This is a genomic window from Rhizobium sp. Leaf371 (assembly GCF_001424045.1).
Classification (GTDB): Bacteria; Pseudomonadota; Alphaproteobacteria; order Rhizobiales; family Rhizobiaceae; genus Ferranicluibacter.
On record NZ_LMQB01000026.1, the window covers coordinates 1 to 25,690 of the forward strand.

14 protein-coding genes, 1 tRNA gene and 1 pseudogene are annotated in these 25,690 nt (G+C 65.0%); 8 read left to right on the plus strand and 8 right to left on the minus strand.

Going from position 1 to position 25,690, the window contains the following annotated elements; translation table 11 throughout:
* Nucleotides 1-285: 285 nt before the first annotated feature.
* The 4 genes and pseudogenes from metH to ASG39_RS17320 all read right to left on the minus strand — a co-directional run bounded on the left by metH (nucleotide 286) and on the right by ASG39_RS17320 (nucleotide 6,793).
* Nucleotides 286-4,127, minus strand: a pseudogene (gene metH, locus ASG39_RS17305) (methionine synthase).
* Between the two features lie 66 nt (nucleotides 4,128-4,193).
* Nucleotides 4,194-5,357, minus strand: a complete 1,164-nt coding sequence (locus ASG39_RS17310) for an AGE family epimerase/isomerase (RefSeq protein ID WP_062596392.1) — start codon at nucleotides 5,355-5,357, stop codon at nucleotides 4,194-4,196.
* 37 nt (nucleotides 5,358-5,394) lie between these two features.
* Nucleotides 5,395-5,895 carry a heme-degrading domain-containing protein gene (locus ASG39_RS17315; protein WP_062596242.1) on the minus strand — a complete coding sequence of 167 codons (501 nt, stop codon included), beginning with the start codon at nucleotides 5,893-5,895 and terminating at the stop codon, nucleotides 5,395-5,397.
* Between the two features lie 4 nt (nucleotides 5,896-5,899).
* Nucleotides 5,900-6,793 (minus strand): ROK family protein, encoded by an 894-nt coding sequence (locus tag ASG39_RS17320; protein ID WP_082477335.1) that lies wholly within the window; start codon nucleotides 6,791-6,793, stop codon nucleotides 5,900-5,902.
* Nucleotides 6,794-7,005: 212 nt separating this feature from the next.
* On the opposite strand from ASG39_RS17320, the gene ASG39_RS17325 reads away from it, so the two are divergent.
* Together ASG39_RS17325 and dxr are read left to right on the plus strand one after the other, a co-directional pair.
* A tRNA-Arg gene (locus ASG39_RS17325) sits at nucleotides 7,006-7,082 on the plus strand.
* Nucleotides 7,083-7,197: 115 nt separating this feature from the next.
* A complete protein-coding gene (dxr, locus tag ASG39_RS17330; protein ID WP_062596244.1) occupies nucleotides 7,198-8,382 on the plus strand; it encodes a 1-deoxy-D-xylulose-5-phosphate reductoisomerase in 1,185 nt (394 codons plus the stop codon).
* Between the two features lie 16 nt (nucleotides 8,383-8,398).
* Here dxr and ASG39_RS17335 read toward each other — a convergent pair whose 3' ends face one another.
* Together ASG39_RS17335 and hemA are read right to left on the minus strand one after the other, a co-directional pair.
* Nucleotides 8,399-8,878, minus strand: coding sequence for a DUF2938 domain-containing protein (locus tag ASG39_RS17335; RefSeq protein WP_062596393.1), 480 nt, complete (start codon nucleotides 8,876-8,878; stop codon nucleotides 8,399-8,401).
* A gap of 113 nt (nucleotides 8,879-8,991) precedes the next feature.
* Nucleotides 8,992-10,206, minus strand: a complete 1,215-nt coding sequence (hemA, locus tag ASG39_RS17340) for a 5-aminolevulinate synthase (RefSeq protein WP_062596245.1) — start codon at nucleotides 10,204-10,206, stop codon at nucleotides 8,992-8,994.
* 429 nt (nucleotides 10,207-10,635) lie between these two features.
* Here hemA and ASG39_RS17345 point away from each other — a divergent pair, with 429 nt between their 5' ends.
* The 6 genes from ASG39_RS17345 to ASG39_RS17370 all read left to right on the plus strand — a co-directional run bounded on the left by ASG39_RS17345 (nucleotide 10,636) and on the right by ASG39_RS17370 (nucleotide 21,408).
* The gene (locus tag ASG39_RS17345; protein WP_062477987.1) at nucleotides 10,636-10,893 is read left to right on the plus strand and encodes a YMGG-like glycine zipper-containing protein; all 258 of its coding nucleotides are present in this window, start codon (nucleotides 10,636-10,638) and stop codon (nucleotides 10,891-10,893) included.
* Nucleotides 10,894-11,139: 246 nt separating this feature from the next.
* Nucleotides 11,140-13,059, plus strand: a complete 1,920-nt coding sequence (locus tag ASG39_RS17350; RefSeq protein ID WP_082477336.1) for an autotransporter assembly complex family protein — start codon at nucleotides 11,140-11,142, stop codon at nucleotides 13,057-13,059.
* Between the two features lie 248 nt (nucleotides 13,060-13,307).
* Entirely contained in the window at nucleotides 13,308-19,022 is a 5,715-nt protein-coding gene (locus ASG39_RS17355; RefSeq protein ID WP_162242448.1) for a translocation/assembly module TamB domain-containing protein, read from the plus strand.
* A gap of 188 nt (nucleotides 19,023-19,210) precedes the next feature.
* A complete protein-coding gene (rocF, locus tag ASG39_RS17360; RefSeq protein WP_062596248.1) occupies nucleotides 19,211-20,134 on the plus strand; it encodes an arginase in 924 nt (307 codons plus the stop codon).
* A 97-nt stretch (nucleotides 20,135-20,231) separates the two neighbouring features.
* Nucleotides 20,232-20,711, plus strand: a complete 480-nt coding sequence (locus ASG39_RS17365) for a chemotaxis protein CheW (protein WP_062477976.1) — start codon at nucleotides 20,232-20,234, stop codon at nucleotides 20,709-20,711.
* 172 nt (nucleotides 20,712-20,883) lie between these two features.
* On the plus strand, nucleotides 20,884-21,408 hold the full coding sequence (locus ASG39_RS17370) for a dual specificity protein phosphatase family protein (RefSeq protein ID WP_156468181.1): 525 nt from the start codon (nucleotides 20,884-20,886) through the stop codon (nucleotides 21,406-21,408).
* Between the two features lie 35 nt (nucleotides 21,409-21,443).
* On the opposite strand, the gene ASG39_RS17375 is transcribed toward ASG39_RS17370, so the two are convergent.
* Entirely contained in the window at nucleotides 21,444-22,814 is a 1,371-nt protein-coding gene (locus ASG39_RS17375) for an AcvB/VirJ family lysyl-phosphatidylglycerol hydrolase (protein ID WP_062596250.1), read from the minus strand.
* The gene (gene mprF, locus ASG39_RS17380; RefSeq protein ID WP_277995974.1) at nucleotides 22,811-25,447 is read right to left on the minus strand and encodes a bifunctional lysylphosphatidylglycerol flippase/synthetase MprF; all 2,637 of its coding nucleotides are present in this window, start codon (nucleotides 25,445-25,447) and stop codon (nucleotides 22,811-22,813) included. Before mprF ends, ASG39_RS17375 begins: the two co-directional genes overlap by 4 nt.
* Nucleotides 25,448-25,690 lie beyond the last annotated feature (243 nt).

The window sequence follows — 25,690 nt, forward strand, 5'->3', positions numbered from 1 at the left end:
ACCTCCAAACCGCCCGCAAAGTCAAGAAACTTCAGAGCGAGTTCGTCGGTCGCCAGCAGCGCCGCCGCCCTCGTTGGTGTGCGGTTTATAGATCCCACTTCACCGCTTCGTCAACAGGGGGTGTTCGAAAAACTTCATAAAACTGACAAGTGACTGTAATCTTACGGGAATTCGAAACGAAAACCCGCAAGCCCCGATTCCGCAGACGAGAACGACGCCCGCAGCAAATGCGCGGGCGTCGTTGAAGAGAGACTGACGGATTGTGCGAGGCGCGGACGGACCTCCCTATTCGGCCGCTTCTGCCGGCTTCGGGACATAGTTCAGGATCGGCCCCAGCCATCGCTCGACCTCCAGCACCGACATGCCCTTTCGACGCGCGTAATCTTCGACCTGATCCCGCTCAACCTTGGCGACGCCGAAATAATAGGCGTCGGGGTGCGCGATATAGAGGCCTGACACCGAGGAGCCCGGCCACATGGCAAAGCTCTCCGTCAGGCGGACACCGATCGCGTCTTCCGCGTTCAGCACGTCGAAAAGCGTGGTTTTTTCGGTGTGATCCGGCTGCGCGGGATAGCCCGGCGCGGGACGGATGCCGGCATAGGGCTCCGCAACCAGCGCTTCAGGTTCGAAGGCCTCGTCGAGCGCATAGCCCCAGAGTTCCTTGCGCACGACCTCGTGCATCCGTTCGGCAAAAGCCTCGGCGAAGCGATCGGCCAGCGCCTTGACCAAGATCGCGGCGTAATCGTCATTGGCGCGCTCGAACCGCTCGGCGATCGCGACTTCCTCGATCCCCGCGGTGACCACGAAGCCGCCGACATAGTCGCCCACACCGCTTTCGGTCGGCGCGACGAAGTCGGCAAGCGCCATATTCGCCCGGCCATCGCGTTTGGCCATCTGCTGGCGCAGCGTGTGCAGCGTTGCAAGCGACGTCTCGCGTGTCTCGTCCGTGAAGAGCTGGATATCGTCGCCCGTGGATCCCGCCGGCCAGAAACCGATCACCGCCTTCGGCGCGAACCATTTCTCCGCAATGATCTGCGCCAGCATGGCCTGTGCATCGGCAAAGAGCTGGCGGGCTGCCGCTCCCTGGCGTTCGTCATCGAGAATTTTTGGATAGACCCCTTTCATCTCCCATGTCTGGAAGAAGGGTGTCCAGTCGATATAGCGGGCGAGTTCGCCGAGATCCCAGCCGTCGAACACGCGGGTCCCGAGGAAGGAGGGGCGTGTCGGGCGATAGGCCGCCCAGTCGGCGCGATGACGGTTCGCCCGGGCCCGCTCCAGCGGCAGACGCTGCTTTTCGCGCTCGGAACGGGCATGCGCATCGGCCACCTTGCGATACTCGGCCCGGATCGTCTCGATATAGGGATCGCGCGCGTCGGGCGAGAGCAGGTTCGACACGACGCCGACCGCCCGGCTGGCATCGGTGACATAGACCGCCTGCCCCAGATCGTAGCGCGGATGGATCTTGACCGCCGTATGCACGCGGCTGGTCGTGGCCCCGCCGATCAGCAGCGGCAGGTTCATGCCCTCGCGCTGCATTTCCGCGGCGACATGCACCATCTCGTCGAGCGACGGCGTGATCAGACCGGAGAGACCGATAATGTCGACCTTTTCCGCCTTGGCCACCTCGAGGATCTTGGTCGCAGGCACCATGACGCCGAGATCGATGATCTCGTAATTGTTGCAGGCGAGCACGACGCCGACGATGTTCTTGCCGATATCGTGCACGTCGCCCTTGACGGTCGCCATCAGCACCTTGCCGGCGGATCGACGTGCCTCGCCGCCTTCGGCAAGCTTCTCCGCCTCCATGTAAGGCAGGAGCACGGCGACCGCCTGCTTCATGACGCGGGCCGATTTAACCACTTGCGGCAGAAACATTTTCCCCGCGCCAAAAAGGTCGCCGACGACGTTCATGCCGGCCATCAGCGGCCCCTCGATGACGTGCAGCGGACGGGCGGCGGCAAGCCGCGCTTCCTCCGTATCGTCGGCGATGAATTCGGTGATGCCGTTGACCAGCGCATGTTCCAGCCGCTTGTCCACGCTCCATTCGCGCCAGCGCAAATCGCGCTCCTTCGCCTCGCGGCCGGCCGCCCCCTTGAACCTCTCGGCCAGCGTCAGCAGCCGGTCCGTCGCGTCCGGCCGCCGGTTGAGGACGACGTCCTCGCAGGCCTCGCGCAGGTCCGGCTCGATCGCGTCATAGACGATCAGCTGCCCGGCATTGACGATGCCCATGTCCATGCCCGCTTGGATGGCGTGGTAGAGGAACACCGCATGCATGGCCTCGCGCACCGGCTCGTTGCCGCGAAACGAGAAGGACAGGTTGGACACGCCGCCGGAGATGTGGACATGCGGCAGGGTCGCGACGATCTCGCGCGTCGCCTCGATGAAATCGACGCCGTAATTGTTGTGCTCTTCGATGCCCGTCGCCACCGCGAAGATATTCGGATCGAAGATGATGTCCTCGGGCGGAAAGCCGACCTCCTCCGTCAGGATGCGGTAGGCGCGGGTGCAGATCTCCACCTTGCGCTGGCGGCTGTCGGCCTGCCCCTGCTCGTCGAAGGCCATGACCACGACGGAGGCGCCATAGGCCCGACACAGCCGCGCCTGGTACAGAAAGCTCTCCTCGCCTTCCTTCAGCGAGATGGAGTTGACGATGGACTTGCCCTGGACGCATTTCAACCCGGCCTCGATCACCTCCCATTTGGAGCTGTCGATCATCACGGGGACACGGGCGATATCGGGCTCGGCGGCGATCAGGTTGAGGAACTCGATCATCGCCTGTTTCGAATCGATCAGGCCTTCGTCCATGTTGATGTCGATGACCTGCGCACCGTTCGCCACCTGGTCGCGGGCGACATCGAGCGCCGCGGCATAATCGCCGGCCGTGATCAGCTTGCGAAATTTCGCCGAGCCGGTGACGTTCGTGCGCTCGCCCACGTTGATGAAGGGAATATCCTTCGTCAGCGTGAAAGGCTCCAGCCCGGAGAGCCGCATCTGCGGAGCGACGGCCGGGATCTGCCGGGGTGGAAAAGGAGCCATGGTCAGTGCCTCGCCTGTGCGTTGCCGTCAAGGGAGGCATTGTCGAGAGAGGGGCGCGGGACATGCCCGACGACGGCCTCTGCGATGGCCTTGATATGCGCCGGCGTCGAGCCGCAGCAACCACCGACGATGTTGACGAGGCCGTCCTGCGCGAATCCGGCGATCTGTGCGGCCATTTCGTCCGGACTTTCGTCATAGCCGCCGAATTCATTGGGCAGGCCGGCATTCGGATAGGCGCAGATCAGCGTATCGGCGACGCCGGACAGTTCGGCCAGGTGCGGTCGCATGGCATTGGCCCCGAGCGCGCAATTCAGCCCGATCGAGAAGGGGCGCGCATGGCGCAGCGAGTACCAGAAGGCCGTCGGCGTCTGGCCGGAAAGCGTGCGGCCGGAGAGGTCGGTGATCGTGCCGGAGATCATCACCGGCAGCGTGATGCCGCGCTCGGCAAACACTTCCAGTGTCGCAAACACGGCGGCCTTGGCGTTCAGCGTGTCGAAGATCGTCTCGATCAACACGATATCCGTGCCGCCGTCGATCAACCCGCGCAGCTGCTGCCCATAGGCAAGGCGCAAATCGTCGAAGCCGACGGCGCGGTAGCCGGGATTGTTGACATCCGGCGAAATCGACGCGGTGCGGTTGGTCGGCCCGAGCGCGCCCGCCACGAACCGGCGGCGGCCATCCTTGTCCTGCGCGCGCAGTCCGGCGCGCCGGGCAAGCCGTGCACCGTCGCGGTTGAGCTCGTAGACAGCGTCTTCCATGCCGTAATCGGCCTGGGCGATGGTGGTGGAGGAGAAGGTGTTGGTTTCCAGAATATCCGCACCCGCCAGCGCATAGCGATAGTGGATATCCTCGATCGCTGCCGGCTGCGTCAGCGTCAGAAGGTCGTTATTGCCCTGCAAATGACACTCGCAGCCCTGAAAGCGTTCGCCGCGAAAATGGTCTTCCGTCAGGCCGAGCGTCTGGATCTCGGTGCCCATCGCGCCGTCCATGATGAGGATGCGCTCGGATGCAGCCTGGCGCAGGGCGCGGGCGACCTCGGTGCCGTTTGGCGCCGGGGACGGTTCGCCGAAAAGGGCCGTGATGGCGGACATGGGACAACCTTTCGCCTGCTGGACAGGCTCCGGAGTGACATAAAGATATATTTATGTCAATATATGTTACTTTCCGATGCGTGCAAGGCAGTCTTGCAGTTCGTAGATCGCGCAAAGGATGTGGTAGAACGTGCTCGCCGGGGCGGGCTCTTCGATGAAGACGCCGCTTTCCGGCAGCTTGTCGCGCCAGAGACCCTTCACGGGCACATCCAGGAACAGGTTCAAGGCTGCGATCGCCCGTTCGGCCGAGCCGAGATAGCGTGCCTGCGCCTCGCCTTCGCTGAGCGCCGCCAGCCGGATCGCGGCCTTCAGCCACTCCGTCTGCGGCCAGAGCCGCGCCAGCGGGTCGCGCACGGAAAAATCGTCGTTGAGCTGCATGATGGCGACCTTGCGCGTCGCGCAGATGCCGTGTTCCTCGCCGATCTCGAACAGACGCCGTGCCTTGACGATCGCACCCGCATCGCCGCGTCGCTCGCCCCAGCGCAGCAACAGCCAGGCCCATTCGAACTGGTGCCCCGGCTCCACCACGCGACCGAGATCTCCGGGCATCGGCGCCCAGTCATGGTCGAAGAATTCGCGGAGGGCGCCGGTCTGCGGATCGATGAAGCGGTCCATGCAGAGCGAGGCGATCTCGTCGGCGAGATTGGTCCAGCCGACCTGGTCGAAGCCTTCGACCTCTTCGCTGGCGAGGCAGGCCTCGAAGAGATGCATATGCGGATTGGAGCAGAGCGGCAGGCGCGGCGGGTTGTCCTCTTCGAAACCGGCGACCGGGTGCTTGCACCAGTCCTCGAGCCGAGCCTTCAGCGATGTGCTGCGCTCCGCCATTTCGGCGAGGCGCTCGGGGAAGGCACGCGCCATATAGGCGAAGGCGAGCAGAGCGAAAGCCTGATTGTAGATGTCGAAGGACGGATCGAGCAGCGTGCCGTCGGCATCCGCAAGCGCGCCGTAGAAACCGCTCGGCTGCAGGAAGACACGATCGAAGAAGGCTAGGCCGCCGGTGCTCGCCCCCTGCCAGTCGCCGGTCCAGCCACTCAGGCCTGCTTCCGCAAAGCAGTAGGTCTGACGCGGCTGCACGCGGGAGCGCAGATTGGCGCGCGTCGGCTGGCCGGTGAGATCGATCGTTTCGACGAAACCGCCATCCGGATCGACGAAACCCTTGTCGCGCCAGAGCGGCAGGGCCTGTTCGGTCAACCAATGTTCAAGCGAGGCGGAAAGCGCGGAAACGGCCATGGACGGCACCTTTGCGAAGAAGAAATGGAAGAGCGACTCAGGCGTCGAGGCGGAGGCTTGCGAGATCGTGACCGAGATGGGCCGCCAGCGCCTCGACCACCATCGCATGATCCTGCCGCTGCGGCAGGCCGGAAACGGTGACGGCCCCGATGCAGCCGGCCCCTGTCACCGTAATGGGGAAACTGCCGCCATGCGCCGCGAAATCCGCCTCGGAGAGCCCGAACTTGTCCTGCAGGCTGCGCCCGTCGCGGGCAAGCGAAAGCCCGGTGGCATAGCTGCTGCGGAAGAAGCGGGCGACGCAGTTGCGCTTGCGGCGAACCCAGTTCGCGTTGTCGGGCGAGGTCCCCTCCAGCGCCGCGTAGAACAGCGGCATGGAAAACAGGCTCACATCGATAACGATGCCGAGGCGGTCGGCCACGGCCAGATCGCGCAGCCGCGATCCGATCGCCCAGGCGATATCGGCGTCGAAACGGGCAAAGGTCAGCGTCGTCTCCTGATGGGCGACGCGGGCGATGTCGTTGTCGAGGGAAGCCGTCATCCGTCTATTCCTTCCAGAGCCATGCGGCGCCGCGCACGCCCGAGCTGTCCCCATGGACCGCCTTGCGGATCGGCGTCTCGAACGAATCGCCGAAGATGTATTGCGCGACGAGACCCGGCAGGTCGTCATAGATCTCGTCGACATTCGACATGCCGCCGCCGAGCACGAACACATCGGGATCGACGACATTGGTCAGAAGGGCCAGACTGCGGGCCAGACGGTCGGTAAAGCGCTCGTACACGCCGCGGGCCACGGCGTCGCCGCCGCGCATGTCGGAGATGATGTCGCGCGCCAGCCGCTCGCGTCCCGTCGTCAGGCGGAAATCGAGTTCAACGCCGGTTCCGCAGGCATATTTTTCCAGGCAGCCTGTTTTTCCGCACCAGCAGCGGTGGCCGGGATATTCCTCCAGCCGCATCCAGGGAAGCGGATAGTGACCGACTTCGGCGGCAACGCCCTGGAAACCGGCATGCACCTTCCGCCCGATCGCAAGTCCCCCGCCATGGCCTGTGCCGATGATGATGCCGAACACCGTCTCGGCCCCTGCGCCAGCCCCATCGACGGCCTCGGAAACCGCAAGGCAGTTCGCGTCATTCGCAATCCGCACGGGACGGCCGAGCAAAACCTCGAGATCGCGCCCGAGCGGACGGCCGTTGAGAATGACGGCGTTGGAATTGCGCACGAGGCCGGTGCGCGGGTTGGGACTGCCGGGAATGCCGATGCCGACGCTGCCGGGAGCGCCGGCGGCAGCCTCGGCCGCGTGCACCAGAGACCGCACGGCATCGAGGCAGGCATCATAGGACGTCGGCGTCGGCACGCGCTCGCGCGCCCGCAGCGCACCCGCTTCATCCAGCGCCACCACTTCCATCTTGGTGCCGCCCCAGTCGATCCCGATAAACATCACGCCCCCATCTTGGCCTCAAGGCCATCCCAGCCTGCAGACCATACCGCCCGCGGAAAAGCGCAGGCGGGCCTGCATATCATCCCGGCCCCCACGTTTGAAGCCCTGCCACACACGCCGACGCCCCATCCAAATCTCCAATCCCCGCCAAACCGCAATCTCCGCCAAACCTCTTGGCTTCCCCGGCAAGCTTTTGTAAGGATGCAAACCACGGTCCCGTAGCTCAGGTGGATAGAGCGACAGATTCCTAATCTGTAGGCCACTGGTTCGAGTCCAGTCGGGATCACCATTCTCCGTGGCGAATTCGGACGATCCTTGCGACGCCCTGCGAGGTTAAGCCTTGTTTGGGATTTTTTCCGCTTGTACGACGTTGACGCTTGAACAGTAAGGTCGACGGAAGCGGAATGACGAAGTCTGAGCATCATCACATCACCATTCTCGGGTCCACGGGCTCCATCGGCTGCAGCACGCTCGACGTGGTGGCGCAGCTGGGAGGGCGGGAGCGGTTCGTGGTGGAGGCTCTGACCGGAAACGGCAATATCGCGCTTCTCTGCGAGCAGGCCCGCGCTGTCGGCGCGCGGCTGGCGGTCACCGCCGATGAGAGCCGCTACGCAGATCTGAAATCGGCGCTGGCCGGCACCGGCATCGCGGTTGCGGCAGGCGAAAGCGGGCTGCAGGAGGCGGCGGGGCGCGAAGCGGAGTGGGTCATGGCGGCGATCGTCGGCACGGCCGGCCTCGCCCCGACGCTGACGGCGGCGCGCCGCGGCGCGGATATCGCGCTCGCCAACAAGGAATGCCTGGTTTCGGCCGGGGCTCTCTTCGTGGACGCCGTCTCGACGGGCGGCGGGCGGCTCATCCCGGTCGACAGCGAGCACTCCGCCATCTTCCAGGCGCTGGAGGAAGACCAGCGCCACGCGGTCGAGCGCATCATCCTCACCGCGTCCGGCGGACCGTTCCGCACCTGGTCGCGCGAAGCGATGGCGGGCGTGACGGCCGAGGTCGCCCGGGCCCATCCCAACTGGTCCATGGGCCTGAAGATCTCGATCGGCAGCGCTTCCATGTTCAACAAGGCGCTGGAGATGATCGAGGCCAAGCACCTGTTCGATGTGGCGCCGGAGCAGATCGAGGTGATCGTCCATCCGCAATCGATCATCCATTCCATGGTCGGCTATACCGATGGCTCGGTGCTCGCCCAGCTCGGGGCGCCCGACATGCGCACGGCGATCGGCTATGCCTTGACCTATCCCGAGCGTCCGGCGCTGAATGTCGAGCGGCTCGATTTCGCAAAGCTCGCGCGGCTCGATTTCGAGGCCCCCGACGAGGCCCGTTTTCCCGCACTTCGGCTCGCCCGCACCGCATTGACGCGGGGCGGACTGCAGGGCGCCGCCATGAACGCGGCCGAAGAGACAGCCTTCGAGGCCTTCGTGGACGGGCGGCTCGGCTTTCTCGACATGGCCGATATCGCGGAAACGGTGATGGAGCGGATGATCGACTGGCCGGCCGCCGCCGACATGGACGACGTCTTTGCCGGCGATGCCGCAGCGCGCCGGTTTGCTGTCGAGGCGATCGACATCCGCGCGGCGGCCTGAAGGCGACGACGATGACCTATCGAATGAGCAGCGCTGTCGCGTAAAGCCCGAGCCCGAAGACCACATGCGCGGCAAGGTTGAGGGCCCGCACCCGGTTCGGGTTCGGCAGCCGTGAGGCGGCGATGCCGAGGCCGAGCCCCGGCTGCAGCAGGAACCAGCCCGCCGCCACGGTGACGATGCCCCAGACCAGAGCCGGCATCAGCGTGGGCGCCCTGAACCAGTCGAGACCGACGAAAAAGGCGAGCATGATCCCGTAAAGGATGCCGACGGCGTAATGGCCGATCCAGCCAAGCGCCGTCTCGTTGGAAAACGGTGCGGCATCGCTGATGGAGTCGTGAAAGAGCTGGCCGCGACCGGCATGATAGAACCACCGTCCGACCGGCGCCCAGTTGGCCTTTGGCTGACCGAAGACCGCGGCGAGCAGGATCGCCCAGAGATCCATGGCAAGCGTCGCGCCCACACCGATCGCCAGCCCGCGCCAGATCAGTTCCATCATCATCATCCGTCCCCTGCTCTTCCCCGATCTGCGTCTTCTAGATCAGAATCCGAAGGCTGCGAAGCAGAATATGCGGGACGGGCCGAACGGGCGTTTCGTGACGGCCAGCCGCCTCAGGCGACGGCCCGCGCCAGCGCACAACGCGACCACAGCTGATGCAGCGCGCCGACCAGATGATCGATATCATGATCCGAATGCAGCGGCGTCGGCGTGATGCGCAGGCGCTCGGTCTTCTTTGGTACGGTCGGATAGTTGATCGGCTGGACATAGATGTCGCAATTGTCGAGCAGCAGATCCGAGATCCACTTGCACTTGGCCGCATCCCCGACGATCACCGGCACGATATGGCTCGGATTGGGGAGATGCGGAATGCCGTTGCGATCGAGCGCCGAGCGCAGCCGGCGGACCCGTTCCTGGTGGGCGAAGCGCTCGACCTGGCTTTCCTTCAGGTGACGGATGGAGGCGAGCGCACCGGCGGCCAGCGCCGGCGGCAGGGCGGTGGTGAAGATGAAGCCCGAGGCGAACGAGCGGATATAGTCGCAGAGCGCAGCGGAAGCGGCGATATAGCCGCCCATCACGCCGAAGGCCTTGCCGAGCGTGCCCTCGATCACGGTGAGCCGGTGCATCAGCCCCTCGCGCTCGGCGATGCCGCCGCCGCGCGGACCGTACATGCCGACCGCATGCACCTCGTCGAGATAGGTCATCGCGCCGTAGCGCTCGGCGACGTCGCAGATCTCCTTGATGGGGGCGATGTCGCCATCCATGGAGTAGACCGATTCGAAGGCGACCAGCTTGGGCGCTGCTGGATCGGCCGCCGCCAGCTTCGCCTCGAGATCGGCCACGGAATTGTGCTTGAAGATCACCCGCTCGCACTTGGCATGGCGGATGCCCTCGATCATGGAGGCGTGATTCCCGGCGTCCGAAAAGACGATGATGCCGGGAATGCGCGAACAGAGCGTCCCGAGGGCGGCCCAGTTGGATACGTAGCCGGAGGTGAACAGCAGCGCGGACTCCTTGCCGTGCAGATCGGCAAGTTCCTGCTCCAGCAGAACATGGTAGTGCGTCGTGCCCGAGATGTTGCGGGTGCCGCCAGCACCCGCGCCACAGTGGTCGATCGCCTGCTTCATCGCATCGATCACCTTGGGATGCTGGCCCATGCCGAGATAGTCGTTCGAGCACCAGACGGTCACGTCCTTGACGCCGTCCGCCGTATGCCGCCGCGCCTTGGGGAACGCACCCCGCTGGCGCTCGAGATCGGCAAAGACGCGGTAGCGGCCTTCGGCGTGAAGACCGTCCAGTTCCGATCTGAAGAAGTGCTCGAAGTTCATGCGTGTCTCCAGACCCTTGCCCGTCTCTTGATCGAACCATATCCATGCCGGCGGCGCGCACCCTTGAATCGGGCGGCAGTCTGGGCTTTGTTTTGAATGGTTCCAGATTATCCTGAAGATTTCATTCCACTCTCCTCCGGATCAAGTCAAGACCGGGACCAAAAACAGACCTGTGACACGATATCGCGACCAACCCTGTCGAAGTCGACGTGACGGAAGCGAGGATCGGGTTCGTGGTCTTCAGCTTTCATTCATCATAACTGTCGTCCATTCCGTTAGGGACGTTTTTTATGGCCTCCGATTGGACTTTCGGTAGGTCGCATTTAACTTCTCTGGTTAAGGTTCGGGAAACGGCAGGGTTCTGCCATTTCAAGACTCACGTCGGACGCGGCGGTCGATCATCGTCACGTCCCATCAGGAGAGATGCTTATGAAGAAAGCCATTGTGCTGGCGGTTCTCGCCATGACGGTTGCAAGCTGCAGCCAGACGGAAAAGGGTGCCGGTATCGGCGCCGTCTCGGGCGCGGTCATCGGCGGCGCCGTGACGGGCAATGTCCGTGGCGCGGCCGTGGGTGCGGCCATCGGTGGCGTTTCCGGCGCCGTCATCGGCAATGTCTCGGAACAGCCGGGCCAGTGCTACTACCGCGACCGCGACGGCGGCCGCTACATCGACGACTGCCCGCGCTGATTGCGCGGGTAACGGTCCCTTCGACAGGACACGTGACGAAAAAGCCCCGTTCCGGCGGGGCTTTTGTTTCTGTAACGTCACACTAACGACGGTTTCTCACGTCACGAGGCGTTGGAGACTTCATCCCGTTCACGAGGATGTGTAGTGTCACGGGACATCGCAAGCGTGCAAACGTTTGAGAAGACGGCATCGCTTTCCGTGGGCGATCGCTACAGGACTGTCAGCCGACACGGGATGCGGAATCGAATGCGTTTGCCGACTTTCAGTCTCGCGTACCGTAAGGCCGGCCTAGCCCTCGGCGTCGCCGCGCTCGCGCTGTGCGGGCCCGTCTCCGTGCAGGACGCCGCCGCGTTCAAGCTGTTCGGCATCAATTTTTTCGGCAAGGACAAGGACGAGGAAGCCGCCGAGGTCATCGATCCCGTGACCTACACCGTGACCTTGAACGAGGGCACGGAGGACGACGAGCTAAAGAGTGCGCTGTCCGGCAGCTCGCGGCTGGTGCAGGACAAGGACAAGCCCGTGTCCGGCAATCTCGGCCTCGCCATCAAGGCGCGGGACGACCGCGACCGGTTGCTGGCGGCGCTCTACGAAAAGGCCCGCTATGGCGGCACCGTGCAGGTGACGGTCGCCGGCAAGGCGCTCGAGAGCCTTCCGCCCGACCCGGTCTTTCCCGCCGGGGCGCCTATTCCGGTCGTCATAACCGTCGATCCCGGCCCGGTTTTCACCTTCGGCAACATTCTTCTCGAAAGCGATGCAGGCGGGCGCGACCCCAAGGTCTATGCGCTTGAGCCGGGCAACCGCGCCGACTCCACCCTGATCATCAAGGCCGGAGAGAAGATCGTCGAGGACCTGAAGACGGAAGGAAGGCCGCTCGCGACCCTGAAAACGCGCACCGCCGTCGCCGATCACAAAACCAACACCGTCGATGTCACGATCGGCGCGGAAGGCGGCCCGGTCGCCCCGTTCGGCGCTGTCGCCATCAAGGGCGCACGCACGGTCAACGCGGATTTCATCGCGGATTATTCGCGCCTCAACACCCGCCGGCAATATTCGCCGGAGGAAATGCGCAAGGCCTCCGAGCGTCTGCGCCAGCTCGGCGTCTTCTCCAGCATCACCATCCGCGAGGCCGAGCAGCTGGCGCCGGATGGCTCGCTGCCGCTGACGATCGAGGTTTCCGAAGGCAAGCACCGTTATTTCGGCGCAGGCGCCAAGTTTTCGTCGACTGACGGTTTCGGCGTCCAGGGATATTGGGGGCATCGCAACCTGTTCGGCGAGGCCGAATCGCTGCGCATCGAAGGCTCGATCGACCGGCTGGGCGAGACCAAGGAGATCACCGATCTCGACTATACCGCCGGCATCCTCTTCACCAAGCCCGGCGTCTTCGATCCCTATTCGACGCTGACCGCCAGCGTGAAGGCGTCTCTGATGGATCCCGATGCGTACAAGGCGCAGGTGGTGACCGGCGCCATCGGCATCGCCTACGAGCTGTCCGAGGTCGATACCGTCTCGGTCGGTGCGGAACTCGCCTGGAACAACATCGAGGACGCGTTCGGAGAGCGGACCTATCTCACGCCGTCCATCCCGCTCGACTATGTCCGTGACGCCCGCAACGACAAGCTCAACCCGACCGAAGGCTATCGGGCGACGCTCAGCATCAAGCCGAGCTACGATATCTACGGCCAGACGTTCTTCTCGACGTTCGAAGGCTCGGCCACCGGCTATCTCGGTTTTGGCGAAGACGACAAATACGTCCTGGCCGGTCGTCTCGGCGCCGGCACCATCGCGGCCGATGGCGGTCTGAACGACATTCCGGCAACGCGCCGCTTCTTCCTGGGCGGCGGCGGCACGGTGCGCGGCTTTTCCTATCAGGAAATCAGCCCGCGCAATGCCGACAACGACCTTCTCGGCGGCCGCTCCTACGTCAATGCCAATGTCGAAGCCCGCATCGGCGTGACGAAGACGATCAGCATCGTGCCCTTCATCGATGCCGCGACCGTGTCGGCCAAGACGGTTCCGGACTTTTCGGGCGTCAAGATCGGCGCCGGCATCGGCGTGCGCTACCTGACGTCGGTCGGACCGATTCGCGTGGATTTTGCCGTGCCTCTGAACCCCTATGAGGGGGGAACGCGCTACGGCATCTATGCCGGGATCGGCCAGACGTTCTAAACGTCGGCCAAGGGTCGAGCGGAGCCTGTCTCGGCCGTCCCCGGCGGCACGCTGCCGTTGCAATGACATGATCGCGACATAGGCGTCGGGGACATGATGACGACCGAGACAGCACCTCGGCAGGGCAAGTTCGCTCTGGCTTGAGACGATATGGCAATGGCAGAGAGATGGAGCCTTTTCCGTGAACCGACATTCACCGAAAGGCTCGAGCAGCCAGGGCGAGACGCCGACCTGGCATGGAGCAGACGATGACACGGATTTTCTCGATCGCCTTGCGCGGCTTTGCCTATCTCCTCGGCCTCGTGGTCGTCCTCGCGCTGGCCTTCGTGCTGTTTGCGGGCTTCACGGCGCCGGGCGCCCGCATGGTTGGGAACCTGATCGAGAAATACGCCTCGACGCCGGACCAGATTGTCCAGATCAATGATCCGAGCGCGCTCCTTACCGGCAGTTTCAAGGCCGGCTCCATTGCACTCTACGACAGCAAGGGCGCCTACGCCGAAATCCGCGAACTGACACTCGACTGGACGCCGACCGCGCTGTTCTCCAAGCGTTTCGACGCCGCAAGCCTCAAAGCCGGTTACATCCGCATCGACCGCCTTCCCATTCCCTCGCAGCAGACGGAGGAGGTCCGCTCCAGCTTCGCGCTGCCTCTCGACGTGAAGATCGACCGCTTCGACCTCGAGGAAGTGGTCATCGGCAAGGCGATTGCCGGCGAGGATCAGGTGTTGAACGCGGGTGGCACGGTCAATGCCACGAATTCCAGCATCGCGGCGACGGTCGCCGTCGCCCAGCGCGACCGGCCGGATGCAAAGGCCCTCGCCGATATCGTCTACGACCCCGCCGCCAACGCGCTGAAGCTCGAAGCCAGCATCGATGAGCCGAAGGGCGGCATGCTTGCCCGCGCCCTGCGCCTGCCCGGCGAGCCCGCCGTCACCGTTCGCCTGACGGGTGATGGCCCGCTTTCGCGCTGGACCGGAACCGCGACCGCCGCCCTCGACGGCCAGGAGGTCCTGAAGCTCGACGGTGCCCACACTTTGGCGCCGGACGGGTACCGGACGGTGGCGCTCAATGGCGGCGGCACCTTCGCGGCCCTCCTGCCGGAAAGCCTGCGCCCGCTGTTCCAGGGCACGACCGCGATCGACATCGCGGCCGCCCTGCAGGACGGCACGGCGTTTCGCATCGATCGAGGTCGCATCTCCACCGCGGCGATCGACATCAATGCGGCCGGTACCGTAAGCACGGTCGGCAAGAACGACCTCAAGGTGACGCTTGCCGGCGTCGATGGCCCCGCGCCCCTGCGCCTGCCGCTTGCCGGCGGCACCGCCGAATTTGCCGTTCGTTCGGCCGATCTGTCCCTCCTCGGCGACGCCCGCTCTGCCGTGCTCGATCTCAATGCCGCACTCGATCGCGCCGTGCTGCCGCAAGGAACCATCGAGACGGCGGCGCTCAAGGCGCATAGCGATGCGTTCAATATCGCGGACCGCAGCGGTGCCGTCACACTTTCGCTGACGACGGGTGCGACGCGGCTCGCCAATGCCGATCTCGACCGTCTCATCCGGGGGCCTCTGACGATCGACGGTCGCCTCGACGTGCGCCCGGACGCTATTGCATTCGATCCGCTGACGATCGACACCGCAGCAACCGACGGCACTCTCACAGGCCGCTACGACCTGACGAGCGGCACCCTTGCCACCGATCTTCGCCTGACGGCACCGGCAGACGCCCTGCCGCCGGCCGTCGCCAGCCGCACAGGTGGCCCGGTCACGCTCGATGGACGGATCGAAACGGGCGCCGATGGTGCCCTGTCGCTCTCCGGCCTGTCGCTGAAGGCGCCGACGCTCGACGCCACGGGCAATCTTGCCCTCCAGTCGGGAAGCCTGACCGGGCGGATCGACGCCACCGTTCCCGACATTGGCGCTTTTGCCGCCAATGCGAGCGGTCGCGCCACCGTCGCCGCGGACATCTCCGGCCCGTTGAGCGCGCTGGGCATCAAGGTGGAAGCCAAGACCGATCAGGCGACCCTTGCCGGAAAGTCCGTCACCGGCCTGACGGTCGTGGCCGATACGACCTTGCGGGGCGGCCTGCCGGTCGGCAAGCTCACAGCCAATGGTGCGGTCGATGGCCAGACGGTCACGGCAACGGCAGACCTTACCTCCGAAAACGGTGCGCTGGCCATTCCGGCGCTCGAGGCGACGGTGGCGGAAAACCGGATCACCGGCGCGCTCACCTTCACGCCGGACTTTCAACCGAACGGCACCTTGAACTTCGCCCTGCCGAATGTCGGTGCGCTCGCATCGCTGGCCGGCCAGACGGCGGCCGGCGACCTCGCCGGCAAGGCGGATATCGTCAGCCGCGACGGCAAGACCTCCGTTGCGATCGATGCCACTGGCAGCGGCCTGTCGCGCGGCGACCTCTCGATCGTCCAGCCGCGCGCACAAGTGATGATCAGCGACCTCAAGAACCTCACCGTCGAGGGCAAGATCACGGCGGATTCGCTCGGCCAGGGCGCCAATCGCGCCACAGGCGCAACGATCACCCTGAACAAGCTGGGCGCAGACACGAACATCGCGCTCGACGGCACCTTCGACAATGCGCCGCTTTCGCTGAAAGGCGCTGTGACCACGCAGGGTGGCGCGCCGTCCTTCACGATCCAGTCGTTGAATGCAGCCCCGCGCGGCATCCCGCTCGAACTCTCCGATCCGAAAACGCTGGCACTCGATCAGGGCGGCGTTCGCCTCGACAATTTTGCCATCCAGCTTCCCGGCGGCACGGCGAGCGTGACCGGCCTCGTCGGCCAGACGCTCGACGTGACCGTCGCCGTGCGCGGCAACCCCGCCGTCGAATATGCCCAACCCATCGAAGGCGGCGAGGCGCGCGTCGCCATCACGACGGCCGATATCACCGCTCGCGGACCCATGACCGGCGCCATCATCGACGTGAAGGGCAAGCTCGCCTATGTCGCCGTTCCCCAGGGTCGGCTCGAGACGGTCGGCGTCGTCGCCCACAGCGACCGTTTCGACATCACGGGCCGCCAGGGGGCGATCCGCGCAAGCATCGACGCCGGCGCGACCCGCTTCGTCAATGCCGATCTCGGCCGTCTCCTGCCGAGCCCCCTGAAGCTCGATGCAACCATCACCGTAGCGCCCGATGCGGTCGGTTTCGATCCCGTCACCATCGACAGCGCCGGTCTCGACGGTGCCGTCAACGGTCGCTTCCAGATGAGCGACAGCAGCCTGCGCGCAGCGCTGCGCCTCAGCGCGCCGCCGGCGGCCCTGCCCGCAGCGCTCGCGTCGCGGTTCGACACCAACCTCGCGCTCTCGGCAAACGTCACGCGGGACGCAGCCGGGGCTCTCAACGTCACCAACATCGCGGTGGAGTCGGGCACCATCACGGCCAATGGCTCTCTGTCGCTTGTCGATGGACAAGTGACGGCGGCAACGGCCGGCACGCTGCCCGATCTCGGCAAGGTCCTCGCCGACGCCAAGGGGAGTGCCCGCTTCACGCTGGACGCGACAGGCCCGGTCGAGCGTCCTCTCGTCAAGGCCGAGGTCCGCTCCAGCGGTGCGACGCTCGCCGGGAGGACACTGAGCGATCTCGTCGCCGCTGCCACCGTGACCGCCGACCCCGCAAATCCGCAGGCCGCGATCACCGCCACCGGCGCGCTCGGCGGCCAGGCGATCGACATCCGCACGCAGCTGGCAACGACGAACGGACGCATCCGCATCCCCGAACTTGCCGCCCGCATCGGCGACAACCGGCTGGACGGCAGCATCGACCTCACCGAGGCCTACGAGCCGAACGGCACCATCACCTTCAACCTGCCGGATGTCGGCCTGATCGCGGCGATGGCCGGCGAGCGGGCATCGGGCGATCTTGCGGGCTCCGCTACCATTGCCAGCACCAATGGCAAGACATCCCTCGCGCTGAAGGCCTCCGGCTCGGGCATCAAACGGGGCGATCTCGTCATCACAAAGCCGGAGGCCGACATCACCGTCGATGACCTGAAGGCTCTGGCCATCCGCGGCACGGCAAAGGTGGAAACGATCGCGCAAGGGGCAAACCGCCTGTCCAATCTCGACCTCGCCTTCGACCAGAAGCAGGCGGGCCTCACCGATGTCCGCCTCGACGCCGTCTACGACAACGCGCCGCTCGTCTTTCGCGGCGCGATCGAGACCGGGGCCGCACGGACGACCGTCCGGCTTGCGACGCTATCGGCCGCCCCGCGCCAGATCGCTCTCAAGCTTGTTGCGCCCTCCACTATCATCATCGAGAACGGCACGGTTCGCGTCTCCGATCTGCGCATCGGCGCGTCCGGCGGCACGCTTGCGGTCACCGGCACGGCTGGGGACACGCTCGACCTCTCCGTCCGCCTCGACCGCCTTCCCGCCCGGCTGATCAATACCGTCTCGCCGACGCTCGGCGCGGACGGGACGATCAATGGCTCGATCGTCGCCAAGGGCACGGCGTCGGCACCCAATGTCACCTATGACCTGCGCTGGGCCAATGCCACCGTCGCCCAGGCAAAATCCGCCGGCGTCGGCGCGCTGACCATCACCGCGAAGGGCGGCTTTGCCGATAATAGCGTGACCCTGGACACCGACATTCGCGGCGGCGGCGGGCTCGCCTTCAGGGGCGGCGGACGGCTCGGGGTCACCGGAAACCGGCCGATCGACATGAAGTTCAACGGCGACCTGCCCTTCTCGCTGCTCGGCCCGATCCTCGCGCAGAACGGTTTCGTGCTGACCGGAACGGCCAAAGTCGATGCGGCGATCTCCGGCGCCGTCTCCGCCCCGATCGTCAACGGCTCGGTGACCACCTCCGGCGCACGCCTTCTCGATGCGCGCCGCAACCTCTCCATCAACGGCCTCACCGCCAATGTCGTGCTGGCGGGACAGCAGGCGCGGATCGAACGGCTGACGGGCACGCTCTCGACCGGCGGCTCGCTCGCCGTCACCGGCACGATCGGCATCGAGCCCAGCTCGGGCTTCCCGGCCGATCTCGACATCCGCCTCGCAAAGGCCACCTATGTCGATGGCAGCCTGCTGACCGCGAACCTCGATGGCACGCTGAAACTCACCGGTCCTCTGACCGGATCGCCGATCCTCAGCGGCCGCGTCGCCATTCCCAAGGCATCCATCACCATCCCCGAAAAGCTTCCGGCCTCCCTGTCGGAGATCAACATCAAGCATCGCAATGAGCCGGCCGACGTGCGCCGCATGCAGGCGGAGGTGAAGAAGGATGCCGGCGACGGCGGCACCACCCAGAAGAGCGGCGGCATCGGCTTCGACATGACGGTTGCGGCCTCCCGCATCTTCGTGCGCGGCCGCGGCGTCGATGCGGAACTCGGCGGCGATCTCGTCATCCGCGGAACTGCGGCGAGCCCGGCCGTGACCGGCGGGTTCCAGATGAAGCGTGGGCGGCTGGAGATCCTCGGCAAGCGGATCGACTTTACCGAGGGGACCATCACCTTCGGCGGCAACCTCATCCCCGCGCTCGATCTCGATGCGACCTCGACGGCCGGCTCGACCACCGTCACCGTCAACGTCGCGGGCCTTGCCAACAGCCCCAACGTCACCTTCAGCTCGTCCCCGGCCCTGCCGCAGGACGAAATCCTTGCCCAGCTGATCTTCAACCGATCGCTTTCCAAATTGTCGGCCGTGCAGATCGCGCAGCTCGCCAGCGCGGTGGCGCAGCTTGCCGGAGGACAGGGCGGGTCCCTGTTCGATGGCCTGCGCAACAAGCTCGGCGTCGACGATCTCGACGTTTCCACGGACGACGGTGGCGGCGCGGTGTTCCGGGCCGGCCGCTATATCAACGATCGCACCTATCTCGAACTGCAACAGAGTTCGGACGAAGGCGCCAAGGCCGTCATCAATCTCGACGTCGGCCGCGGCGTGAAGCTGCGCGGCGAAGCGGGTTCGGAAGGCGGCGGCGCCGGCGTTTTCTACGAGAAGGAATATTGACGCGCCGGAACGATCGGTCCAGCGGCGGGGCACGCGTAGGCGCTGATGGATCTGCGATGCGCAATCTGCCGAGAGGGCGCTTGCAATTTGCGCGAACGGCAACGCAAATTTACCAATCTTGTCTCTTTCTGCGGTGGCGCTGACGGTGCAAAGTCCGCCGCGACACGTTTGGCTGAGGGAAGACGCATATGGTATCGATCGGGTTGATTGGCGTACCGCTGGAAGAGGGCTCCGGGCGCCGGGGCTGCAGCATGGGCCCGACGGCGCTCCGGATTGCGGGCATCGACCAGGTCATGGCCGATCTCGGCTTCGATGTCGCAGACCACGGAGATCTTCGCCCGACACCCGTCGAAGGCCTCGGGCGGCATCCGGGCGCCAAACATCTCTCCGTCGTCGCCGGCTATGTCAGGGCGCTGGAGGAAGCGACCTATGACACAGCGTCGAAAGGCGCCGTGCCGGTCATCCTCGGCGGCGACCATGCGCTCTCCATGGGCAGCGTCTCGGGCATGGCCCGCCACGCCGCCGAGGCCAAACGGCCGCTCTTCGTTCTGTGGCTTGATGCCCATGCCGACTTCAACACGCCGGAGACATCGCCGTCGGGCAACATGCACGGCATGCCCGTCGCCTTTTTCTGCGGCCAGGCCGAATTCGCAGACATCCTGCCGTCCGGACGTTCCCTCGTTGATCCGAAGCGCGTCTATCAGGTCGGCATCCGCTCGGTCGATGAAACCGAACGCCAGGAGATCAACCGGCACGGCGTCAATGTCTACGACATGCGCGCGCTCGACGAGATGGGTGTCGCCGCCATCGTCAAGGAGATCCTGACGGCCGTGGAGCGGGAGAACGGACTGCTGCATGTCAGCCTCGACGTCGATTTCCTCGAGCCCGACATCGCCCCCGGCGTCGGCACCACCGTTCCCGGCGGCGCCACTTTCCGGGAAGCGCATCTGGTCATGGAAATGCTCTGCGACAGCGGTCGCGTGTCCTCGCTCGACCTCGTGGAACTCAATCCCTTCCTGGACGATCGCGGCAAGAGCGCCCGCGTCATGGTGGAGCTTGCCGCCAGCCTGTTCGGCCGCCGCATCCTCGACCGCCCGACCCGCAGCGGTTGAACAGGCATTCGCGAGGGATGAAAAGCTCTTTTAACCATTGGTGAGATATCCTGCAGTCTGAAAATCCGTTGTGGTTTTGAATCCGGGGACAACAGACATGAGCAATGCATTGACAATGGCCGGCTTTGGCGGCGAAACGCTGGAAATCATCGCATTCCGGCTTCACGATCAGGAATTCTGCGTCAAGACCACGACGATTCGCGAAATCCGTGGCTGGGCTCCCTCGACGCCGATCCCGCATTCCCCGCCGGAGGTCATCGGCGTGATGAACCTGCGCGGCACCGTCATTCCGATCATCGATCTCGCGCACAAGCTCGGCATGAAATCGACCGTCGCCAACGAGCGCAGCGCCATCGTGGTGGCCGAAGTGCACTCGATGGTCGTCGGCCTCGTGGTCGATCGCGTCTCCGACATCCTGACCGTCCAGGGCAGCCAGGTCCAGCCGGTTCCCGAGGTCACGACCTCCTTCGACAAGGCCTATGCGGAAGGCATTATCGCCAACGAGAACGGCATGATCTGCTTCCTCAATCTCGCGCGCATGTTCAAGGAACGCGACGTCGAGGAAATGGCCGCCTGACAGCTGTCGGACAGCTATTTTACATCTTGCTGTTACATGCCCATGAGAAGACCGGACGGCGGCGCGGGACCATCCCCGCGCCACCGCGATCCGGAGATGTTGGAGCATGTGGAGACACAAGAAGCCGTCACTGGCAGTCCTGTTGTTTATGGCCTTCCTACCGGCCACATTGATGACCGGCATCCATTTCAGCCGGATCATTCTCACCGATAATTTTCATGAGGTCGTGCCGGGGCAGCTCTATCGCTCGGCCCAGCCCTCGGGCGCCGATCTCTCGGACTACAAATCCCGCTACGGCATCCGCACCGTCGTCAACCTCCGGGGCGAAGGCAGATCTGCCTGGTATCGCGAGGAAGCCGAAACGACCGCGCGCGAGGGCCTGGTGTTGATCAACTTCCGGATGTCGGCCTACCGGGCCCTCACGCTGGAAGAGAGCCGCGCACTGGTCGCGATCCTGCGGGATGCGCCGAAACCCATTCTCATCCACTGCAAGTCGGGCGCCGATCGCACGGGTCTGGCAAGCGTCATCTACGAGAGCCAGATCGCCGGCAAAGACGAGAAGACGGCAGAACGCCAGCTCTCCATCGCCTTCGGCCACTTTGCCGTTCCCTTCCTGTCTTCGGCCTACGCCATGGACGAAAGCTGGAAAGACTTCGAGGCAACGCTCGATGGGTTGGACCAGCAGCCGAAGACATAGAGTGTTCTTACGATCCGAAGAACAGCGAAGACGCGCTATGGCGCGGGCTTGCCCAGCCGCCTGTCGTAGCCATCGAGGATCCGCTTGACCAAAGCAGGGTAATCCTCGTCGAAATGATGGCCTCCCTCGATCGGGATCACCTCGATGCCGGTGTCCTTCAGCGTGGGGCAGACATCGTCCTCTTCGTCGGTGCCGTAGACGCACTGGACGAGCGCGGGATTGATGGTCTTCAGGTCGTCGGCCGGATCGCCATGGCCATCGGCCGCCGCCGCACCCAGCCAGCCGAGGACGGAAATCTTGTAGTCCACCTGATGCGATACGGCGAGAAGCGAGATCTGCGAGACGCGGGCGCGGTCGGCAGCCGGCAGGAGATTATAGGTCCGCGGCAGCACGTCCGCACCGAAGGAATAGCCGATCAGCAGGACGCGTTTGACGTTCCAGCGCTTGGCATAGAGCCCGATGATCCGCGACACGTCGTTCGCCACCTCCTGCGGCTCGCGTTCGGCCCAGAAATATCGCAGCGAATCCAGGCCGACGACCGGCATGCCCTGCTGCTGCAGAACGTCGCCCACCTCCTTGTCGATGTCGCGCCAGCCGCCGTCGCCCGAAAGCACGATGGCCATCGTGTCGCGCGTCGGCTTGGTGTCGAGAACCGTCAGGGGCAGGCCGAGCGGATTGTCGTCACCCCCGCTGTTGGCCACGAGATCCGACAGCGTATCGGAAAAATCCTGCCAGATGTCGCCGTCGCTATCCTGAACGTCGATGTCGTCATGCTTGGCCTTCAGCGCATCGACATGCGTCCGGCCGTCGGCCGGGGCCGCCGCGCCGAGGAGCACGGTCACCGGATCGGGCAGCGGTCCATCCGTCAGGCCGTATTCCATCCGGTTGCCGACGGTGCGCTTGTCGGCCGGCGTGCAAAGCTCGCGCATCAGCGCAATGCCGGCCTCCGGATCGGCGGCCAGCGTGTGGCCGATCGTGGCCGGCGGCGTCTGCGCGGCGATTGCCAGCGCCAGCGCACCGCCCGCGCCGACACCGGCGACGATGGGAAGATCGTAATCCGAATTGTCGAGCGAGCGCTGGATCTGCTGGCTGAGCGCCTCGATGTCCGAGACCATGTAGACGCAGTCGCCATCGTCCTTGGCAAGGGCGGCGAGATAGGAAGGAAGATCTATCCCGATCACCAGCGCGCCCTCACCCGTCATCCGGGCGGCAACGCCGTCTTCCTTCGCACCCCATCCGGGCGCATCCGACACGAGAACCACGGCGGCCTTCACCTCGCCGGCCGGCTTCAAGATGCGCGGCGAAGGGATCATGCCGGTATCGAAACCGGAGGCATCCTGGGCGAGAGCCGCGCAGGGCGCGGTCGCCAGCAGACTTAAAACGGTCAACGTCTTCAACAGTCTCATTTCTTCACAAGCCCTTTCACGCCGCCGCCGATCAGGAACGTGGCGTCCATCAGCGACAGGATCGGACTGATCCCCCCACCGGCTGCCATGTAACGAGGCTCCCATCGAGGATGGAATTTCGTTTTGAAGGCCTTCAGGCCCTTGAAGTTGTAGAAGCGCTCGCCGTGCTCGAACACCGTCCGCCCGACCTTGTCCCAGACCGGCGAGGATCGTCGTTCCGAGAGGCCGGCGAGCGGCGCCATGCCGAGGTTGAAGCGCTTGAAGCCGCGATCGCGCAGATGCTCCATGACCGAGACGAACAGAAAGTCCATCGAACCCTTGGGCGCGTCCGGCGAAAACCGCATCAGGTCCACCGAGCCCTCTTCCAGCGTATCGGTGACGAGAATATTGGCAAAGGCGACGATCCTGCCGTCGACCTTGAGAACCGCCACCGGCTGGCGGCAGAGATAGTCGCGCGAAAATGCGCCGAGCGAAAAACCCTTCTCCTTGGCATCGTGGTGGGCAAGCCAGCCATCCGAAACCGCCTGGAGATCATCGAGGATCGCCGGCACGTCGGCCGCCTCGATAAGTTCGAACGAGAGCCCGTCGCGCTGTGCCCGGCTCACCGTCTGGCGCAGCGTCGCCCATTTGCCGCCTTTCAGCGAAAAGCTGGTCAGGTCCATCGTGGCGATTTCCCCGAGGCGGAAGGCCCGCAAGCCGGCATCGGCATAATAGGAGAGCCCGGCCGGCGAGACCTGATAGAACACCGGGCGGCACCCGACGGCGCGGGCGCTTTCGACGAACTGCCAGATCAGATCCGGCCAGGCGTCCCGCGGACCCACCGGATCGAACAGCGCGATCCAGGAACGCGCCTGCCGGCCATACATGATGAAAGCCCGCGCATCATGGGAAAACATAAGGCTCTTGTCGCCCATCAGGACGAGATTGGCATCCGACATCCCCTGCTGCGCGATGATCGCCATCGCCCTGTCCAGATCCGCGGGCGAAGGCGTTTCGATCGTCCCGCGCGCCGGTCGCATGAGGCTCCAGAAGGCGACGGCGCCGGAAAAGAGCACGAGGCCGAGCACGGCGCGCAGGCCACGCGGCGCCTCCGCCGATAGCTCGAACTCCCACCAGAGCCGGTTGGAATATTCGACGTCGCGATAGACGAACAGCAGCAGCGCCACGGCAAACAGGCAGAGCGCGCCCATGGCGGTCAGCCACGGCACCGTCAGGGCCGTGCTCGTCATCGTTGCCGGCCGGGTGAACACACGGCGACTGATCAGCAGGCTGATGATGAAGAACCCGAGCAGCCCCGCCTCGAACAGGGCTACGGCCTTGACCAGCGACAGGAGAAGCGCTGCCAGCGAAAGCCCGAGCGCTGCCCACCAGGCGCCATCGAGCCGGCGCGCAAGACCGCGCGCGGCGATCAACAAGGCAAGGCCGAGCACGCTTGCAAGGAAATGCGCACCCTCGATGACCGGCAGCGGCACGTAGTCCGCAAGGAAGGCGAGGTTTTCGTCCGGCGTCGGCGTGACGCTGGAAAACACCAGCATGGCGGCAAGGACCAGGGCCAGCGCCGAAAGAAGCAGCGGCGTCAGCCGTCCTGCAACCCGCCGCAGACTGGACCCCACCGGCTTTTTCGCAAGCGTGCGCACCTCGGCGATGACGACGAACAGGACGGCGAGGAGCAGCGGCACGACATGGTAGATCAGCCGGTAGAGCGCCAGCGCCCCGAGAACCGTATCGACGCTCGCCGTCTGGCCGAGCGCTGCGACGATCACGGTCTCGAACACGCCGAGACCTGCCGGCACGTGGCTGAGGACGCCGAGCCCGACGGCGACCGCATAGATGGCGAGGAAGGCCGGCCAGCCGATCGTGCCGTCGGGCAGCAGCACATAGAGGACGGAAGCCGAGGCCGCGAGATCGAGAACCGTGACGAGGAACTGCCGCGATGCGGTGCGGGAATCCGGCAGGCGCACGGAGATGCGGCTGAAAACCAAGGGCTGTCCGTCGCGACCCGCGACCATCAGCGCGACGATGCCGGTCAGGACGAGAATGGCGACGACCCGCAGGCCGGAGGCCGGAAGCCAGGTGAGCGGCGCGATTTCCGGCGCAATGGCGAGAATGCTGAGCGACCCGACGGCGGCAAGGCCGAGCCCGAAGGCAAGCGTCACGAAGGCGATGACCCCGCCGATCTCTTCCGGCTTCAGGCCGAGTCGCGAATAGGCGCGATAACGGATCGCCCCGCCGCTCAAGGGTCCGAAGCCCGCGGTATTGCCGACCGCATAGGCCGCAAAGGCGGTCAAGGCGACATCGTTGTAAGGCAGGCGATGCTTGACGTAGGACAGCGCGCTGACATCGTAGAAGGTCAGGGCGAAGAAGCTGAGACCGGTGAACACGAGCGCGAGCGCGATCGCCGTCCAGCGCGTGGAATCGAGCGCCGCCATGACGTCCTCGTAGCGGACTTCCGACGTCAGGTGCACGATGGCGATGACGACGATGGCAGCGATCAGGAGGATGGCACCGCCGGCGGCAAACCGGCTGATCCCCCCGAAGCGCGCGAGAATGCCGTGAGGTTCGTCAGGTCCCGCATCCATGAGAGGTGCGCCGGCGGATGCAGGGGTCGAAGGCGTCGGATCGGGAAGGGTCATGGAACCACATGCGTGTAATGGAAACCGGAAAAGCGCTATATCGCAATGCTCTATATCGCCGGGCTGCGCTGCTTGACAGTGAACTTCCTGTAACGTTCGGATGCAGTGCGAAACGGAGCGGGCGCATGGCGACGTCGAGGTTGGTCCTGGCTTTCATCAGCAATTCCGGCAATACGAGGGCAGAGCGCGGCGCGATCTCTTGAAGAGGCGCCGGACCCGGCTATGTCTCGACGCAGTTCAGGC

Excerpts from the sequence above, each read along its gene's own strand:
- ASG39_RS17310 (WP_062596392.1), bottom strand. The coding sequence starts at position 5,357 with ATGGCCGTTTCCGCGCTTTCCGCCTCGCTTGAACATTGGTTGACCGAA.
- ASG39_RS17315 (WP_062596242.1), bottom strand. The coding sequence starts at position 5,895 with ATGACGGCTTCCCTCGACAACGACATCGCCCGCGTCGCCCATCAGGAG.
- ASG39_RS17320 (WP_082477335.1), bottom strand. The coding sequence starts at position 6,793 with ATGTTTATCGGGATCGACTGGGGCGGCACCAAGATGGAAGTGGTGGCG.
- dxr (WP_062596244.1), top strand. The coding sequence starts at position 7,198 with ATGACGAAGTCTGAGCATCATCACATCACCATTCTCGGGTCCACGGGC.
- ASG39_RS17335 (WP_062596393.1), bottom strand. The coding sequence starts at position 8,878 with ATGATGGAACTGATCTGGCGCGGGCTGGCGATCGGTGTGGGCGCGACG.
- hemA (WP_062596245.1), bottom strand. The coding sequence starts at position 10,206 with ATGAACTTCGAGCACTTCTTCAGATCGGAACTGGACGGTCTTCACGCC.
- ASG39_RS17345 (WP_062477987.1), top strand. The coding sequence starts at position 10,636 with ATGAAGAAAGCCATTGTGCTGGCGGTTCTCGCCATGACGGTTGCAAGC.
- ASG39_RS17350 (WP_082477336.1), top strand. The coding sequence starts at position 11,140 with ATGCGTTTGCCGACTTTCAGTCTCGCGTACCGTAAGGCCGGCCTAGCC.
- ASG39_RS17355 (WP_162242448.1), top strand. The coding sequence starts at position 13,308 with ATGACACGGATTTTCTCGATCGCCTTGCGCGGCTTTGCCTATCTCCTC.
- rocF (WP_062596248.1), top strand. The coding sequence starts at position 19,211 with ATGGTATCGATCGGGTTGATTGGCGTACCGCTGGAAGAGGGCTCCGGG.
- ASG39_RS17365 (WP_062477976.1), top strand. The coding sequence starts at position 20,232 with ATGAGCAATGCATTGACAATGGCCGGCTTTGGCGGCGAAACGCTGGAA.
- ASG39_RS17370 (WP_156468181.1), top strand. The coding sequence starts at position 20,884 with ATGACCGGCATCCATTTCAGCCGGATCATTCTCACCGATAATTTTCAT.
- ASG39_RS17375 (WP_062596250.1), bottom strand. The coding sequence starts at position 22,814 with ATGAGACTGTTGAAGACGTTGACCGTTTTAAGTCTGCTGGCGACCGCG.
- mprF (WP_277995974.1), bottom strand. The coding sequence starts at position 25,447 with ATGACCCTTCCCGATCCGACGCCTTCGACCCCTGCATCCGCCGGCGCA.